Genomic DNA, 21,471 nt, shown 5'->3' with positions numbered 1-21,471 from the left:
CGTCGTCTTGCCGCAGCCCGACGGCCCCATGATGGCGACGAATTCGCCCCGCCCGATGTCGAGGTCGAGGTGCTTGACGGCCTCGAAGGTGCCATAGGTCTTGCGGACGCCCGAAAATCGGACAAGCGGATCCGTGTCAGTCATGCATTGGTCTTTCGCAGGATCAGGAGCTGGGCCACGATCACCAGCGCCATCGAGGTCAGGAAGACGACCGAGCCGATGGCGTTGATCTGGGGATCGACGTTGCCCTGCAGGATTTCGAGGATCATCACCGGAACCGTCTTGTTCAGGCCCGAGACGAACCAGGCGACGATGAACTCGTCGAAGCTGACGGCGGCCGTGAGGCAATAGGCCGAGACCAGCGCCGGCAGGCAGAAGGGGATCACCACGGCCCGCATGGCACGCCACTGCGAGGCACCGAGGTTCCAGGCGGCGGCCTCCAGCGCGGGGTCCATCTGGCTGAGCCTGAGCCGGCAGATCGCCATCGCAAAGGGCGCGCCCATGACCGTATGGGCGACGACGATGCCGGACAGCGTCCCGGAAATCCCCAGCCGTCCCAGCCATGCCAGCATTGCCAGCCCCATGATCACCAGCGGGATGGTCGGCGGCAGCAACGCCAGAGCCAGGTAGGCGGGTTTGAAGCGGAAGCCGTAGCGGAAATCGGTATAGGCGGTGACGAAACCCAACGCGGTCGACAGGGCCGCCGCGCAGACGGCCACGATCAACGAGTTGCCGAAGGCGGTCCAGACCTCGGAGCGGGAAAAGGCGGTCTTGTACCAATGGGTCGTGAACTCCCCCAGCGGGACGGTCGGGAACCGGTCAGAGTTCAGCGAAAAGACCATGCTGGTCAGGATCGGCAGAAAGACGAAGGTGAAAAGTGCCACGAGGTAGAGGCGAAAGGCGATGTCCGAAGGGCGCATCATTTCCTCCGCCCGTAGGCCGCACCGACGGCAGCGAAGGCCGCGACGAAAAGCGTGGCGATCATCATGATGGCGACGACGGCGGCGCGCGGCCATTGCTGGCCGGACTTGGTGGTGTCGATGATGAGGATCGAAAGCGTCGGAGGCTTCGATCCGCCGAGGTAGAAGGGACTGACGAAATCGCCAAAGGACAGGATGAAGGCAAATGTGGCGCCCAGGATCAGACCAATCCGCGCCGCAGGCAGGATCACCTGGAACAGCGTCTCACGCGGGGATGCGCCGAGGTTCCATGCTGCCTCGATCAGGTTGCGGTCGATGGCGGCCAGGCTGAAGGTCTGCAGGATGACGACCAGCGGCAGGACGAGGGTCATGTAGCCCACCATCGCGCCAAAGCCCGAGTTGAGCATGGTGAAGGGCCCCAGCCCGCCAAAGCCCAGCACCGCGTTGATCGGTCCGCTTTCGGCCAGCAGCACCTGCCAGGCGTAGACCCGCACGAGATAGGAGGTGAAAAAAGGCACGATCAGGAAGAAGATCGCCCAGCGGCGGGTGGTTTCCGACACGCGAAAGGCCAGCGCGTAGGAGGCCGGAAAGGCAATCAGGCTGGCCAGCACACCGGCCAGCGTCGCGCGCCAGAGCGTGACCCAGTAGGCGTTCCAGAAATAGTCGCGCCCCAGCATCCGGTCCCAGTTCTTCAGGACGAAGTCCGGCTCCATCCGGTAGTTGCGCACCAGCCAGAAGGACATGGCGACCATCAGGATCAGCGGGCCGAGAAAGAACAGCCCCTGCCAGATCAGCAGCGGCAGGCGCCAGACATAGGGGTAGGCATCGAAGCGTTTGGACATGATCGGGGAACCGGGTAAAAGGAGACCCCGGCGCAAGGCCGGGGCGCGATGCCTGCGATCAGGCGGTCTTGTACTCGGACCAGAAGTCGTTCCAGTCCTCGAGGTCCTGCTGGCGTGGGATGTCGCGGAAGAAGAGACGGCCCTCGGAGAGCAGCTTGATCGGCGACTGGTCGTCACCCTCGATCAGACCCGAGCGTTTCGCCTCGGCCGGGTCGGCCTCTTGGATGGCCTTCCAGCCGGATTTCAGCGGCGAGAGGCCGGGATAGGCGGCCATCTTGATCGACTTCACCTGGCCCTCTGGGCTCAGCATGTAGTTGATGAACTTGTTGATGATCTCGTGCTTGGTCGTGCCCTTGCCGATGGAATAGCTCTCGGTCCACTGGATGCCGCCCTCTTCTGGGATCACGCTGGCCACCGGGGCGCCGTCCTTTTGCAGGACGCCGGTGATCCAGTCGCCGATGCCCGCCATCGCCAGCATCTCGCCGTTCTTGAGGCTGGCGAAGGTGCCGCCGTAATCGAAATAGCCGCCGACCTGGGGTTTCAGGCTCAGCGTCTTGTCCATGACCGCCTCCCAGGCGTCCTCGGAAATGTCGAAGGGCGACGGATCGCGGTTGCCCATCAACAGCGAGATCTGCCCAAGCGACGGCAGGTGCCAGTCGAAATGGCCGAGCTTGCCGGTGATCTTGGGGTTCCAGAAGGCGTTGTAGCTCATTGCCTCTTCGCGGGTCATCACGTCAGAGTTGTAGGAGACACCCAGGAGCCCGAAACGCACCATGACCGACCAGAGCTGGTCGTCGGTCCAGTGGCCGGGAAAATTCTGGTACTCGGGCCAGAAGTCGTCGAAGGGGTACAGGCTGGAGTCCATCTCCTCGATGTATCCGGCCATGTTCAGCTGCTGCACGAACTCTGCATCCGACAGGATCAGGTCGTAGGTGCCCGGCGGCGACTGGGCGATCAGGCCCAGCATATTGTCACCACCGGCATAGTATTTCGGCACGAACTTGACGTTGTTGGCGGCCTCGAACTCGGCCACGATGTCGGGTTCGGCATGGCCGTACCAGGCCAACATGTTGATCTGCACCGGGTCCGCGGCCCAGGCGCGGTTGATCATCGGCGTCGTCAGCGCGGCACCCGCGGCCCCGGCCAGGAGGCGCCGCCGCGAAAGGGTAAAGGTCGATCTGGTCATGGAACCTCCGTGTCGGTCTATTCTGTTGTCCGCCGCCCGATCCGCGGAACTGCGGCCAAAGCGATCTGCTGCACAGCCTATGAGCAGATTGGACCAACTGGGAAATTTCCAGTTGGTATGATTGCATTAAGGATTCTTATGTTTTGACCGCTGATCGCGACCTCTGGATATGCTCCAGCAGGTGCTGCGCCAGCCCGTGCCCGGCCCCGCTCAGCGCGGCGTGCTTGTAGAACAGGCCAATGCGCAGGGGCGCCAACTGGGGAAAGCCCTCGTCCGGGCGGCCCACCCGCATACCGGGCATCAATGTCGCCGGGGTCAAGGCCGTGGCCCCCAGCCCGGCGCGCACCGCCGTCTGCAATCCGGCCACGTCCCGTGACAGCAGCACGGTCCGCCAACTGCGCCCGGACAGCCGCAGGGCGTTGCGCATCCGGCTGGCGTATTCGCAAGGCTCCGGGTGGCAGAGGATCGGCAAGGGTGCCCTGGGGTCCAGGTGGAAACTGTCCTTGACCGCCCAAAAGGGTTCGACCAGCGCGCTTTCGACAAGGTAGGGCACATCACCCTCAGGCACCACGGCCACGCAGATATCCAGCGTGTCGGCGGCAAGCGCCGTGCGCAGGCCGCTGGACAGAAGGCTTTCAATCTCGATGCTGACCTCGGGATGGGCCACCGCGAAGTCCGCGATCGCCTCGAGCAGGAAGCTATGGGCGAAATCCGTCGGCACGCCGACACGGATGCGCCCGGACAACGCCCGATCGCCGAAATGCGCCACGATATCGTCGTTCAGCCGCAACATCTGGCGTGCATAGGGCCCAAGCGCCACCCCCGCATCCGTCAGCGCAAACTGCCGTCCCGCGGTGCGGATCAGCTTGGTCTGCAACAGGTCCTCCAACCGCCGGATCTGCAGGCTGATGGCGGGCTGGGTCCGCCCCAGCGCCTGCGCCGCGCGGGTAAAACCACCCAGGTCGACGACGGTGACGAAGCTGCGAAGAAGGTCGGTCGGGATATTGGTGGCCATGCAAGCATAGTCGCGCCTTATGCAGTTATCAGAATTATAAATTTTTCATATGCCCAAGGGATTCATAGCTTCTGTCTGAAATACGGGAGATGATCCGATGACCTGCCCAGATTTTAGACAGTTGCCAAGCGGACAGGGGCCCATCGTGACCCCCGTCATCCACGTCCTGGACCGGGACCAGACGCTGGCCAACATCGACATCGCGTTGGAGGTGGGCTGCCCCGGTGTCTTTCTCATCAACCACGATTTCCCGATGGCGCCCTTCCTGCCGATCCTCCGCCAGGTCAGGGCCGCACGACCTGGGGCCTGGCTGGGCGTCAACTTTCTGGACCAGCCCGGCGACATTGCCTTTCCGGTGCTGGCAGGGCTCGCACGCGAGGGATTCTCCTTTCAGGCCTATTGGGCCGACGATGCGCGGATCGACGAAGCCGAACAGGTTCAGGCAGAGGCCGCGCGCATCGCCCGCATCCGCGCCGACAGCGGCTGGCAGGGACTGTATTTCGGCGGTGTCGCCTTCAAGAAGCAACGCCCCGTGCCGCCAGAAATGTATGCCACCGCCGCGCGGATCGCGGCCCGTTACATGGACGTGGTGACGACCTCAGGCATTGCCACCGGACAAGAGGCCGACCTGTCCAAGATCGAGACCTTCCGCAGCGCGCTGGGCACGGCACCGATGGCGCTGGCCTCGGGCATCACGCCGGATAACGCCGCCCGCTATTGCGATGCGGTCAACTGCTTCCTTGTCGCCACCGGCATCAACCTGCCGGGAGATTTCTACAACATCGACCCGGCGCGCCTTGCGGCGCTGCTCTCTGTCATCCGAACCCACGGAGCAAGCTCATGACCCATTCCAAAGGCCCCCGCGACGACCGGTGGTATCTTTCGCTGATGTCCCCCAACACCAAGGGGCCACAATTCGCCTGGCTGGACCCGACCTCGATCTACATCAACTCCACGGCTTTCGGGGACCTGTTGGACGATCTCTGCGCCGAGCTGAACCCGGGGCAGATCGACGTGGTGGCGGGGCTGGACGCGATGGGCTTTGTTCTGGGCGCGGCGCTGGCGACGCGGCTGGGGCGCGGGTTCCTGCCCATCCGCAAGGCGGGAAAGCTCTGCGTCGAGACCGACAGCGTCAGCTACGGCAATTACTCGGGCCGCACCCAGGACATGGAGATGCGCACCCCCGCCTTCGCCCCCGGAACGCGCGTCCTGCTGGTCGATCAGTGGATCGAGACCGGCGGCACGATGGATGGCGCGATCCGCCTGGTCGAACGGCAACAGGGCACGGTCGCCGGCCTCGTGGCCATCGCCGTCGAAGAAAACGACAGGACCGCCCGCTACCGCGAGACCTACAGCGTGACAAGCGCGGTGCTGCCCGGCACCCCCTGGCAGGCGGACTGCAATGCGCAATCGCTGGGCAGTTTCGCCCGCTATGCCCCGCCGCGCACCTTTCCCACCGCCGGGCGCAGCCCCGCCCCTTGATCCGCCGCGCGGGCCGGTCGCAGGCTGCAGGCAAAAAGGACCCGACATGTTGTTGCATCCCCTGCCCTGGCCCGACGGCAAACGCCTTGCCGCCGCCATCACATTCGACATCGACGCCGACAGCCTGATCCGCAACGCCCGTCCCGACGACGGGCACCTGCGGTTGGCGCCGGTCAGCATGGGCCGCTACGGACCGACCGTCGCCGTGCCGCGCATCCTGGACAGCTACCGGCGGCTGGGTCTGCGGCAGACCTTCTTCATCCCGGCCTGGGTGATGGAAACCTACCCCGCGACGGTCGAGATGATCCTGAAGGACGGGCATGAAATCGGGCACCACTCCTGGCGTCACGAAGACCCGATGGGGCATTCCGATGCGCGCGAGGCCGAGCTGTTCGGGCGCGCGATGGAGGTCCACCAGCGTCTCACGGGCATGAAACCGCGCGGCTATCGCGCGCCGGTCTACAACGCGACGCCCGGCGTGATCGAGCGGCTGATCACCGAGGGTTTCCTCTATGACAGTTCGCTCATGGCGGACGAGATGCCCTACCTGCTGCGGGCGCCCGCAGGTGAGTTGATCGAACTGCCCCCGCACTGGGGCAACGATGACTGGCCCCCCTTCGCCCATTTCGAGGAAATCGGATACCTGATGCCGGTGCGTGCGCCCTCGGACGGCATCCGCGCCTTTGTCGAGGAATACGAGGCCGCGCGCGAGGTTGGCGGGTTCTGGATGCCGGTGCTGCACCCGTTCCTGACCGGGCGCCTGGCGCGCTGGCAGGTTCTGGAACGCTGGCTGGAAGAGGCGCTGACACGGGGTGAAGCCTGGTTCGCCCCGCTGGAAGAGATCGCACGTCACGCCGCCCAACATCGTGATGACCTGCGGGTGGACGAGGTGCCCGGACCGGAAGCAGTCTAGTCTGCCACCAGCCTGCGCAATTCTGTGTAGTCGACCTTGGACCGGTGCCGCCGGTCCAGCGGTATGGCCGCGACCCGGCGCGCATCGGCCAGCCCCAGCGCGCGGGCCCTGCCGGCACAGTCCACCGGGTCCGCCGTGCCCTCGTAGACCAACAGCGGCCCGCCATCGCCGGATAGCAGCGCGGCCCGGAAGACACCCGGCCAGCTTTCGGCTGCCAGTTCAACCGCAAAGGGATAGAGCGGCCCGTCGCGCCCCGTCGCAACCCCATCGCTCCGCCCCAAGAGCCAGAGCCGCCCCTGCCCGTCCAGCCGCCCGGCATCTCCGGTCCGGTGCCAGACCGTCGCGCCTGCGCGGATCTTGGTGCCGGTTTCCTGTTGCGGGTCCAGGTAGTGCGCGTTGACATGCGCGCCGGCCACCTGGATCTCATCCGCCACGATGCGCACCTGCGTCCCCGGAACAGGCGCCCCGGTCAATAGCCCGGCGCCCTCGGCCATCGCGGCGCGGTCCTCTGCGCCGACATCGGCCCAGTCCAGTTCGGCAATCGGCTCTGCCTCGGTCGACCCATAGACGGAAACCACCCGCAGCCCCGGACCGGCGTTCCGCAAGCGATCCACGAGCGCGGGTTTGACCGGCCCCCCGCCGGTAAAGACGCTGTGCAGCGCCTTCGGGATCTCTGCGGCCGCCAATGTCTCGCACAGCGCGGGCGGCAACAATGCCCGGGTCGCGCCCGTCTGCCGGATCCAGGCCGACAGCGCCTTGGGGCTGACATCTTCGGGGCGGGTCAGTTTCCAATCGGGCAGCACGGTTGGGCGCCCCTCGGCCAGGTTGACGAGGGCAAATACCGGAAAGGCCACAAGATCGGTTTCCTCGCGTTCAGTGGCCAGCACCTGCCGCACCGCCTGGAATTGCGCGGTCAGAAAGCCGTGGCTGCGCGGGATCGCCTTGGGTGCGCCGGTGGACCCGGAGGTGAAAGAGATCAGGGCAGGATCGTCCGGGGTCAGGTCCATCGCCGGCACCTGCCCGCGGTCCGAATCCGCCGGCGCCAGTCGGGGACAGCACCAAAGCGGGGGCAGCAAGCGGATCAGCCGATAGAGACCGCTGGCCAGAAGGAATTTCGGCGCGGTGACCGCCACCGCGTGGCGCAGCCCCCGCAGCCCCATCGCCGGCTCCGGAAAGACCGCCACCGCCCCCAGACGCCAGCAGGCAGCCAAAGCAACATACAGATCGACCCCGACGGGCATGGCGATCAGCACCCGGTCGCCCTTGCCCAACCCGCGCTTGGCACAGGTGGCGGCGAAACCGCTGGCGCGGCGTTCCAGTTCGGCAAAGCTGACGCGCTCTGCCGGAGTGGTCAGGGCGGTGCGGGCGCCCTGTTCCGCCGCGACCCGGGAAAAGCGCCGCGCGAGGTCAGTCATCCAGCACACGGCCCATCAGCGCGTAGCGGCGAAAGACCTCTCCGCCATGACGGCGGCTGCGATCGGCCGAGGCGTTATCCTCGTGGATCAACGCATGGATCACCTTTGCATAGCCCAGGTCGCGCGCCCGGACGTGAAAGGCCTGGGCCAAGTGGTGGCCAAGCCCGTGTCGCAGGCTGGCATAGGTTTTCAGGATCACAGTGTCGGGATTGGCCCCGTGCCCGTAGTTCGGAATGCCGAAGAGATAGCCCTGCAGCGCACCGGTCGCCGCGTCACGGGCGGTAAAGATCAGGTCCGGCTTCAGCAGGGGCACGAAAGGCATGTAGAGCGCCAGGAAGGCGTCCAGCCCGATGGGTTGATAAAAGGCATTGCCCGCAAAGGCGCGGGTCGACAGGGCGTGGACCTCGGCGAAATGCGCCTCTGGCGCGCTGCCATCCCAGTTGGTGATCTCGATGCCGGGCATCGGTTCGGGGTCCGGGCCGATGCCCGCCTCTGGCGTCACGCGGGCCGAGACATAGCGAAAGACCGGGCTGAACCCGGCAGTCTCGAATGCGGCAAGGTCATGCGGGCCGCTCTGCGGTTCCATCAGTAAAGGCGGCGTGCCGTCGCTTTCGGTCACCAGGCGGTAGCTGTGCCAGGTGTCGCCGCTCATCGGCCCCAAGACGCGAGCTATGCCCTGCGCCCTGACCTCGTCGCAGATCGACCGCAACAGCGCGGCGCCCTCTTCGGGACTGTCGCACTTGAATTCGCCGATTGTGGCGGATGCTGCGCCATCCCATTCCGGCCCGTTGGAATAGAGGTTGGCCCGCGCGCCCACGGCCTCTCGCAACTGTTTCGTCATGTCCCCGCTCCCCCGTTCAGCAGGCAGTTGCCGCCATATAGACACAGCGCGGGCAACGCCCCAAGCACGGTGATCCGGATCTCGGCGCCGCGTTGGAACAAAGCGGGCCAGACCTGCGGCAAAAGCCCGGCCAGCAGGATCAGCACCGCCGCCTGCACCTCTTGCCCCGCGTGCCAGGCCATGCTGCCAACATTAAGGTCGCTCAGCAGGAACCACAGCAGCCAAAGCGTGCCGCAGGCCGCAAGGCCGGCGCCCAGGCGCAGCCCCCGCGCCATGTCCGGCAGGCCGTGGGACACCAGCCCCGCGGCAATCGCGGCGCAACCGATACCGTAAAACCCGATGCCACTGGCCCCGCAGGGCACGTCGATGGCAAGGAAGGCAAAGCTGACCGCCGCAAGTCCCGTCACCACGTTCAGCGCCCCCCGGTCGGTCCCCTCCTCTCCTTGCCGGGCCGAAAGCAGCGCGTGCCCCAGCAGGACCAACCCCGGCAGGACCGCGTTCCAGACGTGGACCGCACAGAGGATCATGAACAGCGCCACCGCATGGATGCGGGCGATCTGTCCGGTGGTTCCGGCGGCCCGGCTCAACCCGTAGGCCAGCGGCATGGCCAAGGCCACCGCCACCAGCCGCATCAGCCCGCCCGTATCCGGCCAGCCGTAGAAGTTGACCAGGAACAGGTAGACGCCCATCGGCAGGAAAAGGTTGTCCAGCCCGGCCCAGCTGTCGGCCTCGATCACCGTGGCGAAAAGCGCGATACAGAAGGCGGCAAGGATCAGCTCTCCGCGCCCCATGTCGGTCAGCAGCAACAGGCAGATCATGGCCAGGATCAGCGTCACCAGCAGGAACATGGTGCTGCCCTCGATGCTCTTGCGGCCATCGGGCGTCAGGTAGAAATTGCGGCCATAGGCACTTCCGGCCAGCGCGGCGGCGGCATCGCCAAGCGCGACCACGGAAAGCGGCAGGATGTAGAGCACCGGATGCGCCCCCTGCAGCAGGAACAACAGCCCCACCGAGACCACCAGAAAAACGTCTCCCCAGGACTTGCGCTCGACCGAGTGCAGCGCCCGTCCCGGCCCTGCCAACAGCGGGGTCCGCATGGCCACCATCGCCGACAGGGCCAAGCCCAGCACCAGCCAAACCGGCCAGTCATCCACGAACAGCCAGGGCAATGGAATGGCCAGCCCCGAGGCAAGGACATGCACGATCTTGCGCGCCAGCTCCGGGTGCCAGTCGCCCCTGCGCGCCACGCGCGACAGGACTGTCATGATGCCCAGAAGGCCCAGGATCAGCCCCAGCGCCAGTGCCGATTGCCAGAGAATGCTCATCCGACTTCTTCGACCACGAAATCGGAATAGAAAAAGGCCATGTCCTGCGCCTTCAGCCGGGTTTCGAGGTCGCCCAACGTTGTGACACGGTGGGCCAGGGCGGGCGGCACGCGGCGCGGCGCCATCATGTTCCAGTAGACCAGGCGTGCCCCGGGCCGCGCCATGTCCAGAAAGGTGCCATAGACCTGGTCGGCCAGCTCGGGCGACATGTATTCAAAGATATCGGACAGGTAGAACCCTGCCACGCCGCCCAGGGTCAGCGCCTCTGCCGTGCCCTGCACCGGCTGGATTCGGTCCAGTCGCGACCGGATGACCCCATAGGCCTCTGCCCGCCAGGGCAGTGGCAACGCGGTGCCGTGACAGCGTTTCATGATCCAGTGCAGGTAGGGGTTCTGCGCCGGGTCGGTGTCCACGCCCGCGTGACGCAGGCGGGAAAAGACGTGGTCGGCCACGCTGCCCTGCACATGTTCGAAAAACGCCGGATCACGACCCAGCATCCCCATCGCGGCGCGAGAAAAGAACAACCGCACCAAGAGGCGCCAGCGCCAAGTGTTGAACCGATTGTCGAAAAACACCTCGCGCGCGGCCCTCTCGCGTGGCTCGAAGATCGCGTCGATGGTCTTGCGGCTGTGCACCAAGGGCAGCAGGTAGCGCGAGAACATGCGGAAATAGCCCTCGAACTTGCCCAGACCGCCCGCGCCAAAGGCCTCGACCTGCGGCGTCAGCGCGGTCCAGAAGGCGCGGGTTTGCCCCGGTGCGTCCGACAGCGCCCGGGCCAGCAACATGGCCCGCCGGGTGCTTTGGCGCGCGCCCATCAGTTCCAGGAACTCGGAATGGGTCAGGGCCTTGTAGGCACCCAGCCGCAGGTTCAGGCATTCGATCTGGGCGGGCGAAATGTCGACGGCAAAGACCCGTGCCGGATCGGTCAGCAGCAGCGCCAAGGCATTGTCCCCCGAGGCACAAACCGCCACCAGATCGCCCCCCGACACGTCCCCCATCGCCTGCGTCAGGACATCGGCATCCTCCCAGGCCTGGGCATAGCGGATACGTTCGAACGAGGCGCGGTGGTCGATGCCACGATCATCCATCGCGTTTCCTAACCTCTCCGCTGCCGCCGTCCACCTCGATCAGGTCGCCGGTCTGCAACCAGCAGGTCGCGTCGCGGATGCCGACGACGCAGGGAATCCCCATCTCGCGTGAAACGATGGCCGAATGCGACAGGAGCGAGCCGCGCTCGACGACGATTGCCGCGGCCCCGGCGAACAGAGCGATCCAGCCGGGATCCGTGTTCGCCGCCACGAGAATCTCTCCCGGTTCCAGCATCTCGGTCCTCGGATCGCGAACGACGCGGGCGCGCCCGGTGATCTTGCCTTTGGAACAGCCGGTGCCAGTCCGGTCATCGCCGCCTTCGACCTTGACCGGTGTCGCCTCTGCCGGGCGATAGGCCCCCACGGGTCCGCGCAGTCCGATCCGTTCCGGCGGTGCGGGGCGACTGGCGCTGGCCTCTGCCTCGGCCTTGCGCATGGCGGCCAGGGCGCGCAGGTCGTCGCCCGGCGCGTTGCCCTCGATGGCGCCCATGACCTCGGGGACGGTCAGGAACAGCACGTCACGCGGTCCATCCAGCAAGCCCCGAGCGTGAAACTCGCGCCCCATCGCCAGGAAACAGCGCCGCGCCAGGGCAAAGATGCGCGTGCGTTCGAACCGCAGGTTCTCGCGGTCGCGTACCCGGGCGGCGGCCCAGCCGGTCAGGGCGCGCGCCAGGGCACGGCGCAGCGGCTGGCGCGGGAAAAGCCCGTTCCAGTCGGAGGTATTGCGGCGGGCCTGCGGTACATCGGACCGGCGGGCGGCGCTGGCAATGGCAGCCAGCAGCGGTGCCGGATCCACCGACAGCGGCAGGCTTTCGAGTTTCAGCTCCTCGGTGCAGCGGTCACCGAAGTCGGCAAGGTAGGCGGTAACGGCAGAGTTGAGATCGGGGAACGCGGATAGCGCGTCCCGCCCCTGCCCCAGTGCGTCCAGAGCACCGGGCATTTCCCGCGCCATGCGGCCCATCGCGGCGATACGCCGGGCCGGTTCGGCAGAGACGATCCCGCCCTGCCCGATCATGACATCGTTGTGAAACCCCTCGCCCGCCTCTCCGGCCCATCGTTTCAACAGCGCGCGCGAGGCGCCGAACCCCATCATGCAAAGGAAATCGTTGACCAGCGGCGCGTCCCAGCGGTCCAGCAACCGAGCCTCGATCCGGCGGTACATGGCGGCCAGCTGGGTCAGGTTGGCGCCAGAGGTGTCCGCCCCCTCGTCCAGCGCGGATTGCAGCCGCGCCAGGAAATGCCGCCGGGTCCGGCCCAGCCGCATGGCCTCGAAGACAAGGCCACCCGCCACGCGCCCCAGCCCCAACAGCGCAAGGACCTTCTGCCAACCGCGCGCCGGGTCCGGTGCCAGCCGGTCGGTCAGCTCGGACGGCAGCGGTTCCTCGACGCCCATCATGGTTTCCATGTAGCCCCGGTTGAGCGAGAAGGCCGGCAAGAGCGCCAGCGCACGATACCAGTTGCCCAGGTTATAATAGACCCTCCCGTCGACGCGGGTCAGAAGATTGTCGAAGACGGCGGCATTCTCGGCGATCTGCGCCTCGCGCAGGCCCAGCAGACGGACAAAGGCGCGGTAGACGCGGTTGTAGCAATAGGCGGCAAAGCTGTAGGTCAACGGGCTGACGAGGCCGGGATAGCTCTCGACGATGTTGGAATTGTCCAGCACCACCAGCGCCGTATCCGGCCTGGGCGCGGGGCGCAGATCGGTGGTGATCGGGCGGGATTGCAGCAGGTGCAGCCGGGTGCCCTCGTAGGCCCATTCGATATCCTGCGGGGCGCCGAACGCCACCTCGGCCCGGCGGGCAAGATCGGCGACCTCGGTGGCCTCTTGCGGTGTCAGGACCTCGGGCGGATCAGGCGCGTCGACGACGCCATCGCGCGAAATAGTCCAGCTTTCGCCATCCACTTCGCCACCGACCAGCGCATCGGCCAATCCCTGCACGGCGGACACAACGCAGATATCCCGGCGTCCGCTGACCGGATCGGCGGAAAAGCCGACCCCGGCCGTCCGCGCGGCGATCATGCATTGCACCAGCACCGCCGGAAGGCCGCTGTCGGCCACGCCCCGGTCGGCCCGGTAGCGCGCGACATGTTCCGCCTTGCCCGAGGCGCGCACCTGCGCCGCCGCCGCGGCTATCCCGTCGGCGGAGACATTCAGGACGGTGTCGAACTGGCCCGCATGGCTGGCTTCGGCCCCGTCCTCTGCACGCGCCGAAGACCGCACCGCATAGGGCCCCGGCCCAAGCGCGGCCAGCGCGTCCGGCAAGGCGCCAGTGACGGTCTCGATCAGGTCACTGCCGTGTTCGGCGAAAGCCTCGTCCGCCAGGACAAGGAACCCGGGGACGTCAAAACCCGCCGCTTTCAGCCGGGACAGGGCTGCGGCCTTGCCGCCCACCTCTTGCGGGTCCTGCGCCCTGTCCGCCGGGATCATCCCCTTCATGTGCCGCCCCCCAGCACCAGCGGCAGCCCCGCAGCACCTGCGTAGCAGACCAGCACCCAGAGGCCCGCCGCCGCGTCCAGCCGCGCCTGCGTGGTGCGGGATGGGTGACGCGTGAAGGCGAAACTGACAAGGGCGGCCCCTGCCAGCCCCAGCCCCGCCAGAACGACGAAAGGCCAGAACAGCCCAAGAACGGCGCCCAGCCCGACCAGCAGCGAAGCCGCCAAAGCCACCAGTGCCAGCCAGATGCGCGCGCTGCGCTCCGGTCCCCAGAGCGACGAATAGCTCTCGACGCCCTCGCGCTCGGCCTCGGGGGCCCATGTCTTGCGCCCGATCTCCAGCACGCAGCCGTTGACGAAGGACAGCGCAAGGAACAGCCAGAGCCCCGGCGCCGGGCCGCCCTTCCCGCGCCATTCGATCCCGGTCAGCATCAGATCCATGATCGGCATGATCGCCATGTGGCTGACGAGGTAGACCAGCATATGTGCCCGCAGCCACTCCGGCGCGCCGAATTCCACGGTCATCAGGGCCAGCCAGAGCCAGCAGAGCAGCAGCAGCCAGACCACACCGGCCCCCGCCGCCGCGATCAATCCCAAGGGGATCACCCCCACCGCCAGCCAGAGCACGGCCCTCAACTGCACCAGCCCACGCGGAATGGGACGCTCGGGCCGGTACAGCCGGTCAATCTCTCGGTCCTTCCATTCATCCGCCGCGCGCATCTGGAAAAACAGGATCATGGCCAGCAGGAACCCGGCACCGTAGCTGCCCAGCCCCGGCAGGGGACGCCCGGCCAGCAGCGCCGAAACCGTGATGCTGGCGGCGGAGAACACCGCCAGCAGCGGCGCGGTCTTGGCCAGCGGAAACCGCTCTTTCTGGTAGATCAGGAAACGCTGGACCGGGGTCATCTGAGGCGCGCCAGTTTTTCATGCGCCGAGGCGAAGGTGCCCGAGGCCATTGCCGCGACGATGGAAATCTCGCCGCAAAGACAGGTCGCGGCGACCACCTCGGCCAGAGCCTCGCCGTGGCCCGCGCCGCGCAGCCCCATGAGGTCCAGGCAGGCGGCCTGCGCCGGCAGTCCCGTGCCACCGCCCACGGTTCCCACAAGGATCGACGGCATGGTGACCGAACAGAACAGTCCCGTGTCGCGGCGTTCCATCCGGGTATAGCCGACCGCGCTTTCGGCGACACAGGCGGCATCCTGCCCGGTGGCGATATAGACGGCGGCCAGGCCATTGGCGAAATGCGCCTGCGCCCCGAACTGCCCCGAGAGAAGCGCGCCCAGGTTCGCCACCCTGCCATAGTCCAGCATGGCCTCCATCGTCGTGCCCAGCGTGGTTTCGACTACCGCCTCCGGCAGGACGACAGAGGCACTGACCTTGCGCCCGCGCCCGGTTATCATGCCCAGGCTCGAGGCCTTCTTGTCACCCGAGAAATTGCCCTCGACATACCAGTTGCGCGGTTGGATCGGGCAATGTGCGGCCACATGGCGACAGAGCGCCTCTGTGGCGATCGTCACCATGTTCTGTCCGGCGGCATCGCCGGTCGTGTAGCGGCACAGCAGGAAGACCACGTTGTTGTCGATCACCGGTTCCAGCGAGACAAGCTTGCCGTGCCGGGTCGTGTCCTCGGCCCTGGCCTTGAGCAGGTCCGCCTCCGTCACAACCCAATCGACGAACTGCCCCGCCTGCAGGAGCGTTTCGAACACGAAGGCCGGGCTGCGCAACACGCCCTCGTACAGCACCGCCGTGCCGATCCCGCCGGCCTTGTTCGCGGCCCGCGCCCCCCGCCCGTAAGAGGCGACCAAGGCGGCCTCCGACGTGGCCATCGGCACGGGATAGTCACCCACGGCGTTGACCCCGTTGATACGCAGCGGCCCGATTACCCCCACCGGCAGCGACACGGTCCCGATCATGTTCTCGATATTGGCGGCGTAGTGCGGCAGGTCCGCCTGCGCCCGCGAGTCAAAGAGACGGTCGGCGCTTTCGGCATCGAGGCCCAGGTCGCGGTGCAGGCGCGCCACCGTATCGGCGGTCACGCGTGGCGACATGCGCAAAGAGCGGCTGCCCTCCGGCCGGGGGGCCATGTCGGGCAGCGCGCCCGTCCCGGCGATCCGCTGCCGCACCCGGCGCAGCATTTCGGAGACGTGAAAAGGGACGATCATGCAAGGACTTTCGCAAGATGGGCCGGTCGCAACCCCGGAGACCGGGCATCACGGGGGGAATACGGGACTGATTGTCGGCGGTCCTTGTCGTGTTTACAACTCGTTAGATGGGTTTGCGTCGAATTTCGGGGGATCGGTGGCGCAGGCGAATTGCCCTCAGACCGGAACGATGCCGCTGTCCCCGCCGTCGCGGGCCCAGCCGACGGGGTGATCCACGCCCTCGCCCATGCGACCCTGGGCGAGGATGATCGCCTCGGGGTGAAGGGCCAGGTCCCCGTAGTGTTCGTCAGTGACGGCGAATGGCGCGATGTCCGCTGTCACGGGATGGTCTTGCACCGGGGTCACGTCGACGGTTTCCAGCCCCGGCGCGTGGTAGCGCCGACCCCAGACCCATCCGCCTGCCAGCAGGTCGAGCCAGCCTTGCCAGCCGTCGAAACAGATACAGCCCGTGTGCAGCGAGACGATGCCGCGCCCGGCCCCGGCATGAGCGTCCAGCGCGCGCACCAGTTCCGGATCAGTCTCATAGGCCCATTCGGCCCGGTAGGGCGCGTATTTCTCGTTGCCCAGCATCCGGAACCGCAGCGCCTGCACCCCGACAAGGTCCGCCGGGGCGCGGTCCAGCGCAGAGACCAACTCTGCCGGAGAACCGACAAGCTCCGTCTCCATGCCAGCCGCAGCCAGGATGCCGCCTTTCAGGATGACCACGCGCATTGCCGTTATTCCCGCGGCAGCGAGCGCAGAAGGCTGTGGCAGACGCCGCCGTCCACCACCAGCTGATGCGCATTGACGTAGCGGGGCTGCGGCGAGGCCAGGAACCAGACCGCCTCGGCGATGTCCTCGATCTTGCCCAGATCGCCGTTCGGCACGGCGCCTTCGCGCGCGGCGCGGACCTTGGGATCGTCATAGAACGGGGCGGACATGCCACCGTCGATGAACCCCGGCGCGATAGCCCTCGGCATCGAATTTTGCGGCCACGCCTGCCCCGAGGCCCGCGGCGGCCCCGGTCACGATTTCGGATTTCATGCTCATGCCTCGGGTTCGGGTGTCAGGAGAACGGGATAGGACGAAAAGTTCATGCGGGAGGTGTTGGTGTCCTGCACCGCCGAACGGTCCGGGTCGGGGCGCACGTCGCGGTCCAGCAGCGTCTGGACCAACCGCGTCACGATCCCGTACTGGTGCCTGTCCGGATCGGTGTCCGGCCCCGCCGGCAGTCCGCCGTCAAGATCGCGCCCAAGGCACATGTGCATGCCATAGCCAAAGGTCAGGCCCCGGATCGGCACGCCTTCGGACAGGGCGCGGCCCGTACGGCTTCCTTGTCTAGGGTCACATGGGTCAGCGTCGCGCATTCCGAGAAGTTCTTGACCAGTTTCAGCAACTGCCCGGTTTCCTCGGGCGATTTCTCGGGCCGGTCGAGGCCCGCGAAATCTGCAGTCAGGTTCATCGTGACGCGATAGCCGAAGTCGATCAGGTCCATCCCGCCGCTCGCCGAAAGCGGCCCGATGACCTGTGCCAGGGCGGGCAGGAATATCTCTGTCTCGTAGACCGAGAAGTCGTCCCTGCGGAGCACCGAAAACTCCAGCACCCGCCGCTTGTGATGGTCCCCGCCATGCAGCGTCAGCAGGACGTCATTCATGACGACGCCCCCCCTCGTCGTACAGCGCCTGACGCATGGAACGGTCCGTCAGGACGCGCGTGATCTCGTGGTAGTCGGGTATGACCTGGCCAGCCATAAAGGCCTCCTTGCGGGCATCTGGAAATCCCGACAGCTGTCCCGGTCAGGTGCTTGCCGGGGCCGTCTGCGGGTGACGATTGCATTGGCGCGGATCCTGCGGATCGACTGCCAGCGTCCGCCAGGCTCCTTCCCCGAGCTCCTGTTCCCGGTCAGTCTCCACGGATCGGATCGCTGCCGTCCCAGCCATCGGCCGCTGCAGCGGGCTCCCGACCGGCACCGATCCGCGGCGCCACACGGGCAGTCAGCGAACTGCCAAAACGCCTGTCCGACCGCCGAGCGCGCCATAGACGCGGGCCTGCATCGCGATCCATTGCGCCGCTGGCCGCGTCTCTTGCTCGACCCGCAGGAAACTGGTCCCGAAGCGGTCCGGGCGAAAGTTCCAGACCTCCGTCAGCAACCATTGCCCCCGGACATGTTTCAGGACGGCCACCGAGGGCACCGGATCGCCGACCAAGAGGTTCTCGGTGATCATCCGGGTTTCATGGGTGGCGACAATCGTCGTCTCGTCGATGCGCTGCGCGTCGAGGCAGACCGCGAAGTAAGAGCTGAGATTGAGGCAGAAGATCCGGTGCTGGATGGTCTCGAAGATCATCCGCAGATCGTCCGGCGTGGAAAAGACATGCGCCGCATCGAGGTTCACAAGCCGAAACGGAAGGTCGAAGACCCCCTGGTATCCGTCGAAATCCCTGGTGCGGATCACCCCCTGCGCCCGGTGCAACAGATCATCGTATATCGACTTGGCATTCAGGTCGTCGCGATCAGGCATACCCGGCCTTCTGGAAGTGTTCTGCATCCAGCCTATACACAAGGGGATGCAAAAGGCCAGTATAAACAGGGTCTTGCAAGGATTGCCCCCTTCGACAGGCCAATTCCCGCCATCCCGCGACCCAAACGTCCGGATTTCGCGATGCGAAACCGGCGAAGCTGATTGACGCTGGCGCCGTCTGATGCGACCTTCGCGCCGTTAGCGACAGGGGCGCTCGGGAAACCGGGCTGAGACGTACCCTTCGAACCTGAACCGGATAATGCCGGCGGAGGGAGGCGCACAGGGCAGACCGGATTCCGGTCGACGTCTCGTGATCTCTCATGCCGCCGGGCGAAAGGAGATCACGATGGACGATACGGGACAGCACCTGGATCACATGCGCCGGACGGCGCCACTTGTTCAGAACATCACGAATTACGTCGCCATGAACATCATGGCCAACGTCATGCTCGCGGCGGGGGCTTCGCCCGCGATGGTCCACGCGCGCGAGGAAGCAGCCGAATTCACAGGCCTGGCGCAGGCATTGACGATCAATATCGGGACGCTCTCACCGGCCTGGGCCGACGCCATGCTGGAGAGCGCCGGGGCCGCTCAGGCGCAGGGAACGCCCTGGATACTCGATCCGGTGGCGGTCGGCGCCACGGGTTATCGCCGGGACATCGGCGCACGGCTATTGGACCTCGCCCCGACCGTGATCCGGGGCAATGCGTCAGAGATCATGGCGCTGGCCGGCGCCGACGCAAGCGGCAAGGGCGCCGACACCGCCGACGCGGTTTCCCAGGCGCAGGAGGCTGCAAGCGCCCTGGCACGGCGGACGGGCGGCGTGGTCGCCGTGACCGGCCCCGTGGATTTCGTCACCGATGGCACGCGCAATGCTGAGGTCGCCAATGGCCACGCCCTGATGCCCCGGGTGACAGCCCTGGGCTGTTCCCTGACCGGCATCGTCGGCGCCTTCACCGTCGGGCAGGATCCCTTTGAGGCGACCGTTGCCGCGCTGGCCTTTTTCGGTCTTGCCGGCGAACAGGCCGCCGAAGGCGTCCGGGGACCGGGGACATTCCAGGTGGCCTTCATTGATGCGCTGTACACGATGACGCCGGAGGACCTGGCGCGCGGCGCCCGGATCACGCTGGCATGATCCCGCCGCTCTGTTTCATCACGGATGCCACCGCACCCGCACCGGTCATCGTCCAGGCGGTTGCCGCCGCACAGGGAGGCGCCGAATGGGTTCAACTGCGTGACAAGGTGACACCGGACGCGGATCTGGCCCGGCTCGCGCGGGCGCTGATGACCGCGCTGTCCCCCTTCGGGACCAAGCTGATCGTGAACGATCGGGTCGACCTGGCCATCGCCATCGGCGCGGCGGGTCTGCACGTCGGCCAGGGTGACGGAGATCCCGCCCGCATCCGCCGGAAGATCGGTCCGGACATGGTCCTTGGCCTGTCGATCGAGACGGCAGCGCAACTGGACGCGGTTCCCGCCGGTGTCGACTACCTCGGCGTCGGACCGATCTACGCGACCGGGTCCAAGCCAGATCACGCCGCACCCATCGGGTTGGACGGTTTCGCCGTGATCGCCGGGCGCTCCTCGCTGCCCTGCCTCGCCATTGGCGGCGTGACGGCCCGCGACGCCGCGCCGGTAAAGGCCGCCGGTGGCGCCGGGCTGGCCGTCGTCTCGGCGATTTCACGGGCGGCGGACATGACCGCCGCGACCCGGACCCTGATCCACGCATGGAGGACGGCATGATCCCGAACATCCTTTCCATCGCCGGTTCCGATTGTTCCGGCGGTGCCGGCATCCAGGCCGACATCAAGGCGATCTCGGCAAATGGCGGCTACGCAATGAGCGTCCTGACCGCGCTGACCGCCCAGAACACCCGTGGCGTGACGGCGGTCAGCCTGTGCGACACCGACATGATTGCCGCCCAGATCGCCGCAATCCGCGACGACATCGCCATCGACGCGATCAAGATCGGCATGCTGGGTGACGCGGCCATCATCGAAACCGTGACAAAGGGCATCGCGGGTCTTGCATGCCCCGTCGTGCTGGACCCCGTGATGGTCGCCAAGGGCGGCGACAGGCTGTTGCGGGCACCGGCCGTGGCGGCCTTGCGGGACATGTTGCCCTTTGCCAGCGTTATCACCCCGAACCTGCCGGAGGCGGCGGACCTTCTCGGCTGTGCCGAGGCCGCAACCACGGAAGAGATGATCCGGCAGGCCCGGGCATTGCTGGCGTTGGGGCCGAGCGCTGTTCTGCTGAAAGGCGGGCACCTCTCCGGAGACCGCAGCCCCGATCTCCTGCTCTCGCCCGATGTCGAGGCCTGGTTCGACGGCCCCCGCACGGCGACGCGCAACACGCATGGCACGGGTTGCACCTTCTCGTCGGCGCTGGCCACCGCCCTCGGGTCCGGGCTGGCGATCACCGAGGCCGCCGATCGGGCCAAGCGTTACATCAGCGCCGCCATAGCGGCGGCAGACCGGTTGTCGGTCGGGACGGGGCACGGCCCGGTCCATCACTTTCATTTCATCACGGGGACAGACAGATGACCTTCACACAGGATTTGGCCAAGCAGACCGCGGATCTGTGGCAGCAGATCTACGACATGCCCTTCAACCGCGACATGGCATCGGGCACCCTGCGCCGTGACGTGTTCCAGGGATACATCGTGCAGGATGCGCATTATCTCGAAGGCTTCGCCCGCGCCCTGTCACTGGCCGCGGCCAAGGCCCCCTCGGCCGATGTGCTGGCGCAGCTGGCGGGTTCGGCTACCGGGGCAATCCACGTCGAGCGCGAACTTCACGCGCATTACATGGGCCTGTTCGGGGTTTCCGACAGCGCTTTCGCCGCCATTCAGCCCTCTGCGGCCTGCGACCACTACCTGTCCTTCCTGCTGCGTTCCGCCGCGCTGGGCGACTTTCCAGAGGCGGTCGCGGCGCTCCTGCCCTGTTTCTGGATCTACCGCGAGGTCGGCCGGGACATTGCCAAGCACAGCCAGCCGTCAAATCCCTACGCGGCCTGGATCGACACCTATTCCGGCGAAGCCTTCGACGAGAGCGTCTCGCGCATGCTGGCCCTGACTGACAGGCTGGGGGCCGAGGCGGATGGCCCGACGAAGACACGCATGGAACGGGCCTTTCGCAGGGCCTGCTGGCACGAATGGCGGTTCTGGGACAGCGCCTATCACATGGAGGACTGGGCCCAGCCGCCAGCCGCGCAGGGCGCCCCGGCGTACCAGAGCGGCCCCCCGGTCAGTGTTCCTTGAGCGTCAGGATCAAAGGAGCGGGACCCGAGGTCCCGCTTCGCGCCCGCAACACAAGGGGGCAGCTGCCTGATGTTTCACCAGAACCAAATGGC

Annotated in this window: 24 protein-coding genes and 1 riboswitch; of the genes, 7 read left to right on the top strand and 17 right to left on the bottom strand. The window is 66.7% G+C overall.

What is annotated here, in order from left to right:
• Positions 1 to 140 precede the first annotated feature (140 nt).
• The 4 genes from PVW46_RS02575 to PVW46_RS02560 all read right to left on the bottom strand — a co-directional run bounded on the left by PVW46_RS02575 (position 141) and on the right by PVW46_RS02560 (position 3,963).
• A complete protein-coding gene (locus PVW46_RS02575; RefSeq protein ID WP_139132433.1) occupies positions 141 to 923 on the bottom strand; it encodes an ABC transporter permease in 783 nt (260 codons plus the stop codon).
• Positions 920 to 1,762 (bottom strand): ABC transporter permease, encoded by an 843-nt coding sequence (locus PVW46_RS02570; protein ID WP_069211424.1) that lies wholly within the window; start codon positions 1,760 to 1,762, stop codon positions 920 to 922. Before PVW46_RS02570 ends, PVW46_RS02575 begins: the two co-directional genes overlap by 4 nt.
• A 58-nt stretch (positions 1,763 to 1,820) precedes the next feature.
• Positions 1,821 to 2,948, bottom strand: a complete 1,128-nt coding sequence (locus tag PVW46_RS02565; protein WP_069211425.1) for a polyamine ABC transporter substrate-binding protein — start codon at positions 2,946 to 2,948, stop codon at positions 1,821 to 1,823.
• Positions 2,949 to 3,084: 136 nt separating this feature from the next.
• Positions 3,085 to 3,963 (bottom strand): LysR family transcriptional regulator, encoded by an 879-nt coding sequence (locus PVW46_RS02560; RefSeq protein ID WP_069211426.1) that lies wholly within the window; start codon positions 3,961 to 3,963, stop codon positions 3,085 to 3,087.
• Between the two features lie 145 nt (positions 3,964 to 4,108).
• Here PVW46_RS02560 and PVW46_RS02555 point away from each other — a divergent pair, with 145 nt between their 5' ends.
• The 3 genes from PVW46_RS02555 to PVW46_RS02545 are packed head-to-tail and all read left to right on the top strand — an operon-like array spanning position 4,109 to position 6,358.
• Positions 4,109 to 4,807: a BtpA/SgcQ family protein gene (locus PVW46_RS02555; protein WP_274574458.1), complete on the top strand. Its 699-nt coding sequence runs from the start codon at positions 4,109 to 4,111 to the stop codon at positions 4,805 to 4,807.
• Positions 4,804 to 5,445, top strand: a complete 642-nt coding sequence (locus PVW46_RS02550; RefSeq protein ID WP_069211428.1) for a phosphoribosyltransferase family protein — start codon at positions 4,804 to 4,806, stop codon at positions 5,443 to 5,445. The genes PVW46_RS02555 and PVW46_RS02550 overlap by 4 nt, the downstream gene beginning before the upstream one ends.
• 46 nt (positions 5,446 to 5,491) lie before the next feature.
• Positions 5,492 to 6,358, top strand: coding sequence for a polysaccharide deacetylase family protein (locus PVW46_RS02545; protein ID WP_069211429.1), 867 nt, complete (start codon positions 5,492 to 5,494; stop codon positions 6,356 to 6,358).
• Here the strand turns inward: PVW46_RS02545 and PVW46_RS02540 are convergent.
• From PVW46_RS02540 to PVW46_RS02480, 13 genes are all read right to left on the bottom strand, one after another.
• The gene (locus tag PVW46_RS02540) at positions 6,355 to 7,773 is read right to left on the bottom strand and encodes an AMP-binding protein (protein WP_069211430.1); all 1,419 of its coding nucleotides are present in this window, start codon (positions 7,771 to 7,773) and stop codon (positions 6,355 to 6,357) included. The two genes, PVW46_RS02545 and PVW46_RS02540, sit on opposite strands and share 4 nt — an antisense overlap.
• On the bottom strand, positions 7,766 to 8,614 hold the full coding sequence (locus PVW46_RS02535; RefSeq protein WP_069211431.1) for a hypothetical protein: 849 nt from the start codon (positions 8,612 to 8,614) through the stop codon (positions 7,766 to 7,768). Before PVW46_RS02535 ends, PVW46_RS02540 begins: the two co-directional genes overlap by 8 nt.
• Positions 8,611 to 9,939: a hypothetical protein gene (locus tag PVW46_RS02530; RefSeq protein ID WP_069211432.1), complete on the bottom strand. Its 1,329-nt coding sequence runs from the start codon at positions 9,937 to 9,939 to the stop codon at positions 8,611 to 8,613. Before PVW46_RS02530 ends, PVW46_RS02535 begins: the two co-directional genes overlap by 4 nt.
• The gene (locus PVW46_RS02525; RefSeq protein WP_069211433.1) at positions 9,936 to 11,027 is read right to left on the bottom strand and encodes a DUF3419 family protein; all 1,092 of its coding nucleotides are present in this window, start codon (positions 11,025 to 11,027) and stop codon (positions 9,936 to 9,938) included. The genes PVW46_RS02530 and PVW46_RS02525 overlap by 4 nt, the downstream gene beginning before the upstream one ends.
• Positions 11,020 to 13,464 carry a PEP/pyruvate-binding domain-containing protein gene (locus PVW46_RS02520; protein WP_069211434.1) on the bottom strand — a complete coding sequence of 815 codons (2,445 nt, stop codon included), beginning with the start codon at positions 13,462 to 13,464 and terminating at the stop codon, positions 11,020 to 11,022. Before PVW46_RS02520 ends, PVW46_RS02525 begins: the two co-directional genes overlap by 8 nt.
• Entirely contained in the window at positions 13,461 to 14,366 is a 906-nt protein-coding gene (locus tag PVW46_RS02515) for a UbiA family prenyltransferase (RefSeq protein WP_069211435.1), read from the bottom strand. The genes PVW46_RS02520 and PVW46_RS02515 overlap by 4 nt, the downstream gene beginning before the upstream one ends.
• The gene (locus tag PVW46_RS02510) at positions 14,363 to 15,622 is read right to left on the bottom strand and encodes a hydroxymethylglutaryl-CoA reductase (protein ID WP_069211436.1); all 1,260 of its coding nucleotides are present in this window, start codon (positions 15,620 to 15,622) and stop codon (positions 14,363 to 14,365) included. Before PVW46_RS02510 ends, PVW46_RS02515 begins: the two co-directional genes overlap by 4 nt.
• A gap of 156 nt (positions 15,623 to 15,778) precedes the next feature.
• Entirely contained in the window at positions 15,779 to 16,333 is a 555-nt protein-coding gene (locus tag PVW46_RS02505) for a ThuA domain-containing protein (RefSeq protein WP_069211437.1), read from the bottom strand.
• Between the two features lie 5 nt (positions 16,334 to 16,338).
• Positions 16,339 to 16,542, bottom strand: a complete 204-nt coding sequence (locus PVW46_RS02500; RefSeq protein WP_274574446.1) for an SDR family oxidoreductase — start codon at positions 16,540 to 16,542, stop codon at positions 16,339 to 16,341.
• Entirely contained in the window at positions 16,523 to 16,651 is a 129-nt protein-coding gene (locus tag PVW46_RS02495; RefSeq protein WP_274574443.1) for a hypothetical protein, read from the bottom strand. The genes PVW46_RS02500 and PVW46_RS02495 overlap by 20 nt, the downstream gene beginning before the upstream one ends.
• Positions 16,648 to 16,902: a hypothetical protein gene (locus PVW46_RS02490; RefSeq protein WP_069211439.1), complete on the bottom strand. Its 255-nt coding sequence runs from the start codon at positions 16,900 to 16,902 to the stop codon at positions 16,648 to 16,650. The genes PVW46_RS02495 and PVW46_RS02490 overlap by 4 nt, the downstream gene beginning before the upstream one ends.
• On the bottom strand, positions 16,884 to 17,255 hold the full coding sequence (locus PVW46_RS02485; RefSeq protein WP_069211440.1) for a hypothetical protein: 372 nt from the start codon (positions 17,253 to 17,255) through the stop codon (positions 16,884 to 16,886). Before PVW46_RS02485 ends, PVW46_RS02490 begins: the two co-directional genes overlap by 19 nt.
• A gap of 340 nt (positions 17,256 to 17,595) precedes the next feature.
• On the bottom strand, positions 17,596 to 18,120 hold the full coding sequence (locus PVW46_RS02480; protein WP_069211441.1) for a hypothetical protein: 525 nt from the start codon (positions 18,118 to 18,120) through the stop codon (positions 17,596 to 17,598).
• Positions 18,121 to 18,316: 196 nt separating this feature from the next.
• Positions 18,317 to 18,411: riboswitch (TPP riboswitch) on the top strand.
• A gap of 55 nt (positions 18,412 to 18,466) precedes the next feature.
• On the opposite strand from PVW46_RS02480, the gene thiM reads away from it, so the two are divergent.
• The 4 genes from thiM to tenA are packed head-to-tail and all read left to right on the top strand — an operon-like array spanning position 18,467 to position 21,379.
• Positions 18,467 to 19,255: a hydroxyethylthiazole kinase gene (gene thiM, locus PVW46_RS02475; protein ID WP_069211442.1), complete on the top strand. Its 789-nt coding sequence runs from the start codon at positions 18,467 to 18,469 to the stop codon at positions 19,253 to 19,255.
• Positions 19,252 to 19,863, top strand: coding sequence for a thiamine phosphate synthase (thiE, locus tag PVW46_RS02470; RefSeq protein WP_069211443.1), 612 nt, complete (start codon positions 19,252 to 19,254; stop codon positions 19,861 to 19,863). Before thiM ends, thiE begins: the two co-directional genes overlap by 4 nt.
• Complete coding sequence (gene thiD / locus PVW46_RS02465) at positions 19,860 to 20,663, top strand: bifunctional hydroxymethylpyrimidine kinase/phosphomethylpyrimidine kinase (RefSeq protein ID WP_069211522.1); 804 nt, start codon at positions 19,860 to 19,862, stop codon at positions 20,661 to 20,663. Before thiE ends, thiD begins: the two co-directional genes overlap by 4 nt.
• A complete protein-coding gene (tenA, locus tag PVW46_RS02460; protein ID WP_069211444.1) occupies positions 20,660 to 21,379 on the top strand; it encodes a thiaminase II in 720 nt (239 codons plus the stop codon). The genes thiD and tenA overlap by 4 nt, the downstream gene beginning before the upstream one ends.
• The last annotated feature ends 92 nt before the right edge of the window (positions 21,380 to 21,471 follow it).

The sequence above is a fragment of the Mameliella sp. AT18 genome (genome assembly GCF_028807275.1).
In the GTDB taxonomy this organism is placed as follows: Bacteria; Pseudomonadota; Alphaproteobacteria; order Rhodobacterales; family Rhodobacteraceae; genus Antarctobacter; species Antarctobacter albus.
The sequence above is the reverse complement of the archived record's forward strand: the minus strand, read 5'-3'. Positions and strand labels throughout refer to the sequence as shown.

Bases quoted from the DNA above. Each gene is read 5' to 3' on its own strand.
- PVW46_RS02525 (WP_069211433.1), bottom strand. From the start codon at position 11,027: ATGGATGATCGTGGCATCGACCACCGCGCCTCGTTCGAACGTATCCGC.
- PVW46_RS02515 (WP_069211435.1), bottom strand. From the start codon at position 14,366: ATGACCCCGGTCCAGCGTTTCCTGATCTACCAGAAAGAGCGGTTTCCG.
- PVW46_RS02540 (WP_069211430.1), bottom strand. From the start codon at position 7,773: ATGACTGACCTCGCGCGGCGCTTTTCCCGGGTCGCGGCGGAACAGGGC.
- thiE (WP_069211443.1), top strand. From the start codon at position 19,252: ATGATCCCGCCGCTCTGTTTCATCACGGATGCCACCGCACCCGCACCG.
- PVW46_RS02505 (WP_069211437.1), bottom strand. From the start codon at position 16,333: ATGCGCGTGGTCATCCTGAAAGGCGGCATCCTGGCTGCGGCTGGCATG.
- PVW46_RS02500 (WP_274574446.1), bottom strand. From the start codon at position 16,542: ATGTCCGCCCCGTTCTATGACGATCCCAAGGTCCGCGCCGCGCGCGAA.
- PVW46_RS02480 (WP_069211441.1), bottom strand. From the start codon at position 18,120: ATGCCTGATCGCGACGACCTGAATGCCAAGTCGATATACGATGATCTG.
- thiM (WP_069211442.1), top strand. From the start codon at position 18,467: ATGGACGATACGGGACAGCACCTGGATCACATGCGCCGGACGGCGCCA.
- PVW46_RS02545 (WP_069211429.1), top strand. From the start codon at position 5,492: ATGTTGTTGCATCCCCTGCCCTGGCCCGACGGCAAACGCCTTGCCGCC.
- thiD (WP_069211522.1), top strand. From the start codon at position 19,860: ATGATCCCGAACATCCTTTCCATCGCCGGTTCCGATTGTTCCGGCGGT.
- PVW46_RS02575 (WP_139132433.1), bottom strand. From the start codon at position 923: ATGATGCGCCCTTCGGACATCGCCTTTCGCCTCTACCTCGTGGCACTT.
- PVW46_RS02530 (WP_069211432.1), bottom strand. From the start codon at position 9,939: ATGAGCATTCTCTGGCAATCGGCACTGGCGCTGGGGCTGATCCTGGGC.
- PVW46_RS02510 (WP_069211436.1), bottom strand. From the start codon at position 15,622: ATGATCGTCCCTTTTCACGTCTCCGAAATGCTGCGCCGGGTGCGGCAG.
- PVW46_RS02485 (WP_069211440.1), bottom strand. From the start codon at position 17,255: ATGAATGACGTCCTGCTGACGCTGCATGGCGGGGACCATCACAAGCGG.
- PVW46_RS02550 (WP_069211428.1), top strand. From the start codon at position 4,804: ATGACCCATTCCAAAGGCCCCCGCGACGACCGGTGGTATCTTTCGCTG.
- PVW46_RS02565 (WP_069211425.1), bottom strand. From the start codon at position 2,948: ATGACCAGATCGACCTTTACCCTTTCGCGGCGGCGCCTCCTGGCCGGG.
- PVW46_RS02570 (WP_069211424.1), bottom strand. From the start codon at position 1,762: ATGTCCAAACGCTTCGATGCCTACCCCTATGTCTGGCGCCTGCCGCTG.
- PVW46_RS02520 (WP_069211434.1), bottom strand. From the start codon at position 13,464: ATGAAGGGGATGATCCCGGCGGACAGGGCGCAGGACCCGCAAGAGGTG.
- tenA (WP_069211444.1), top strand. From the start codon at position 20,660: ATGACCTTCACACAGGATTTGGCCAAGCAGACCGCGGATCTGTGGCAG.
- PVW46_RS02560 (WP_069211426.1), bottom strand. From the start codon at position 3,963: ATGGCCACCAATATCCCGACCGACCTTCTTCGCAGCTTCGTCACCGTC.
- PVW46_RS02495 (WP_274574443.1), bottom strand. From the start codon at position 16,651: ATGAGCATGAAATCCGAAATCGTGACCGGGGCCGCCGCGGGCCTCGGG.
- PVW46_RS02535 (WP_069211431.1), bottom strand. From the start codon at position 8,614: ATGACGAAACAGTTGCGAGAGGCCGTGGGCGCGCGGGCCAACCTCTAT.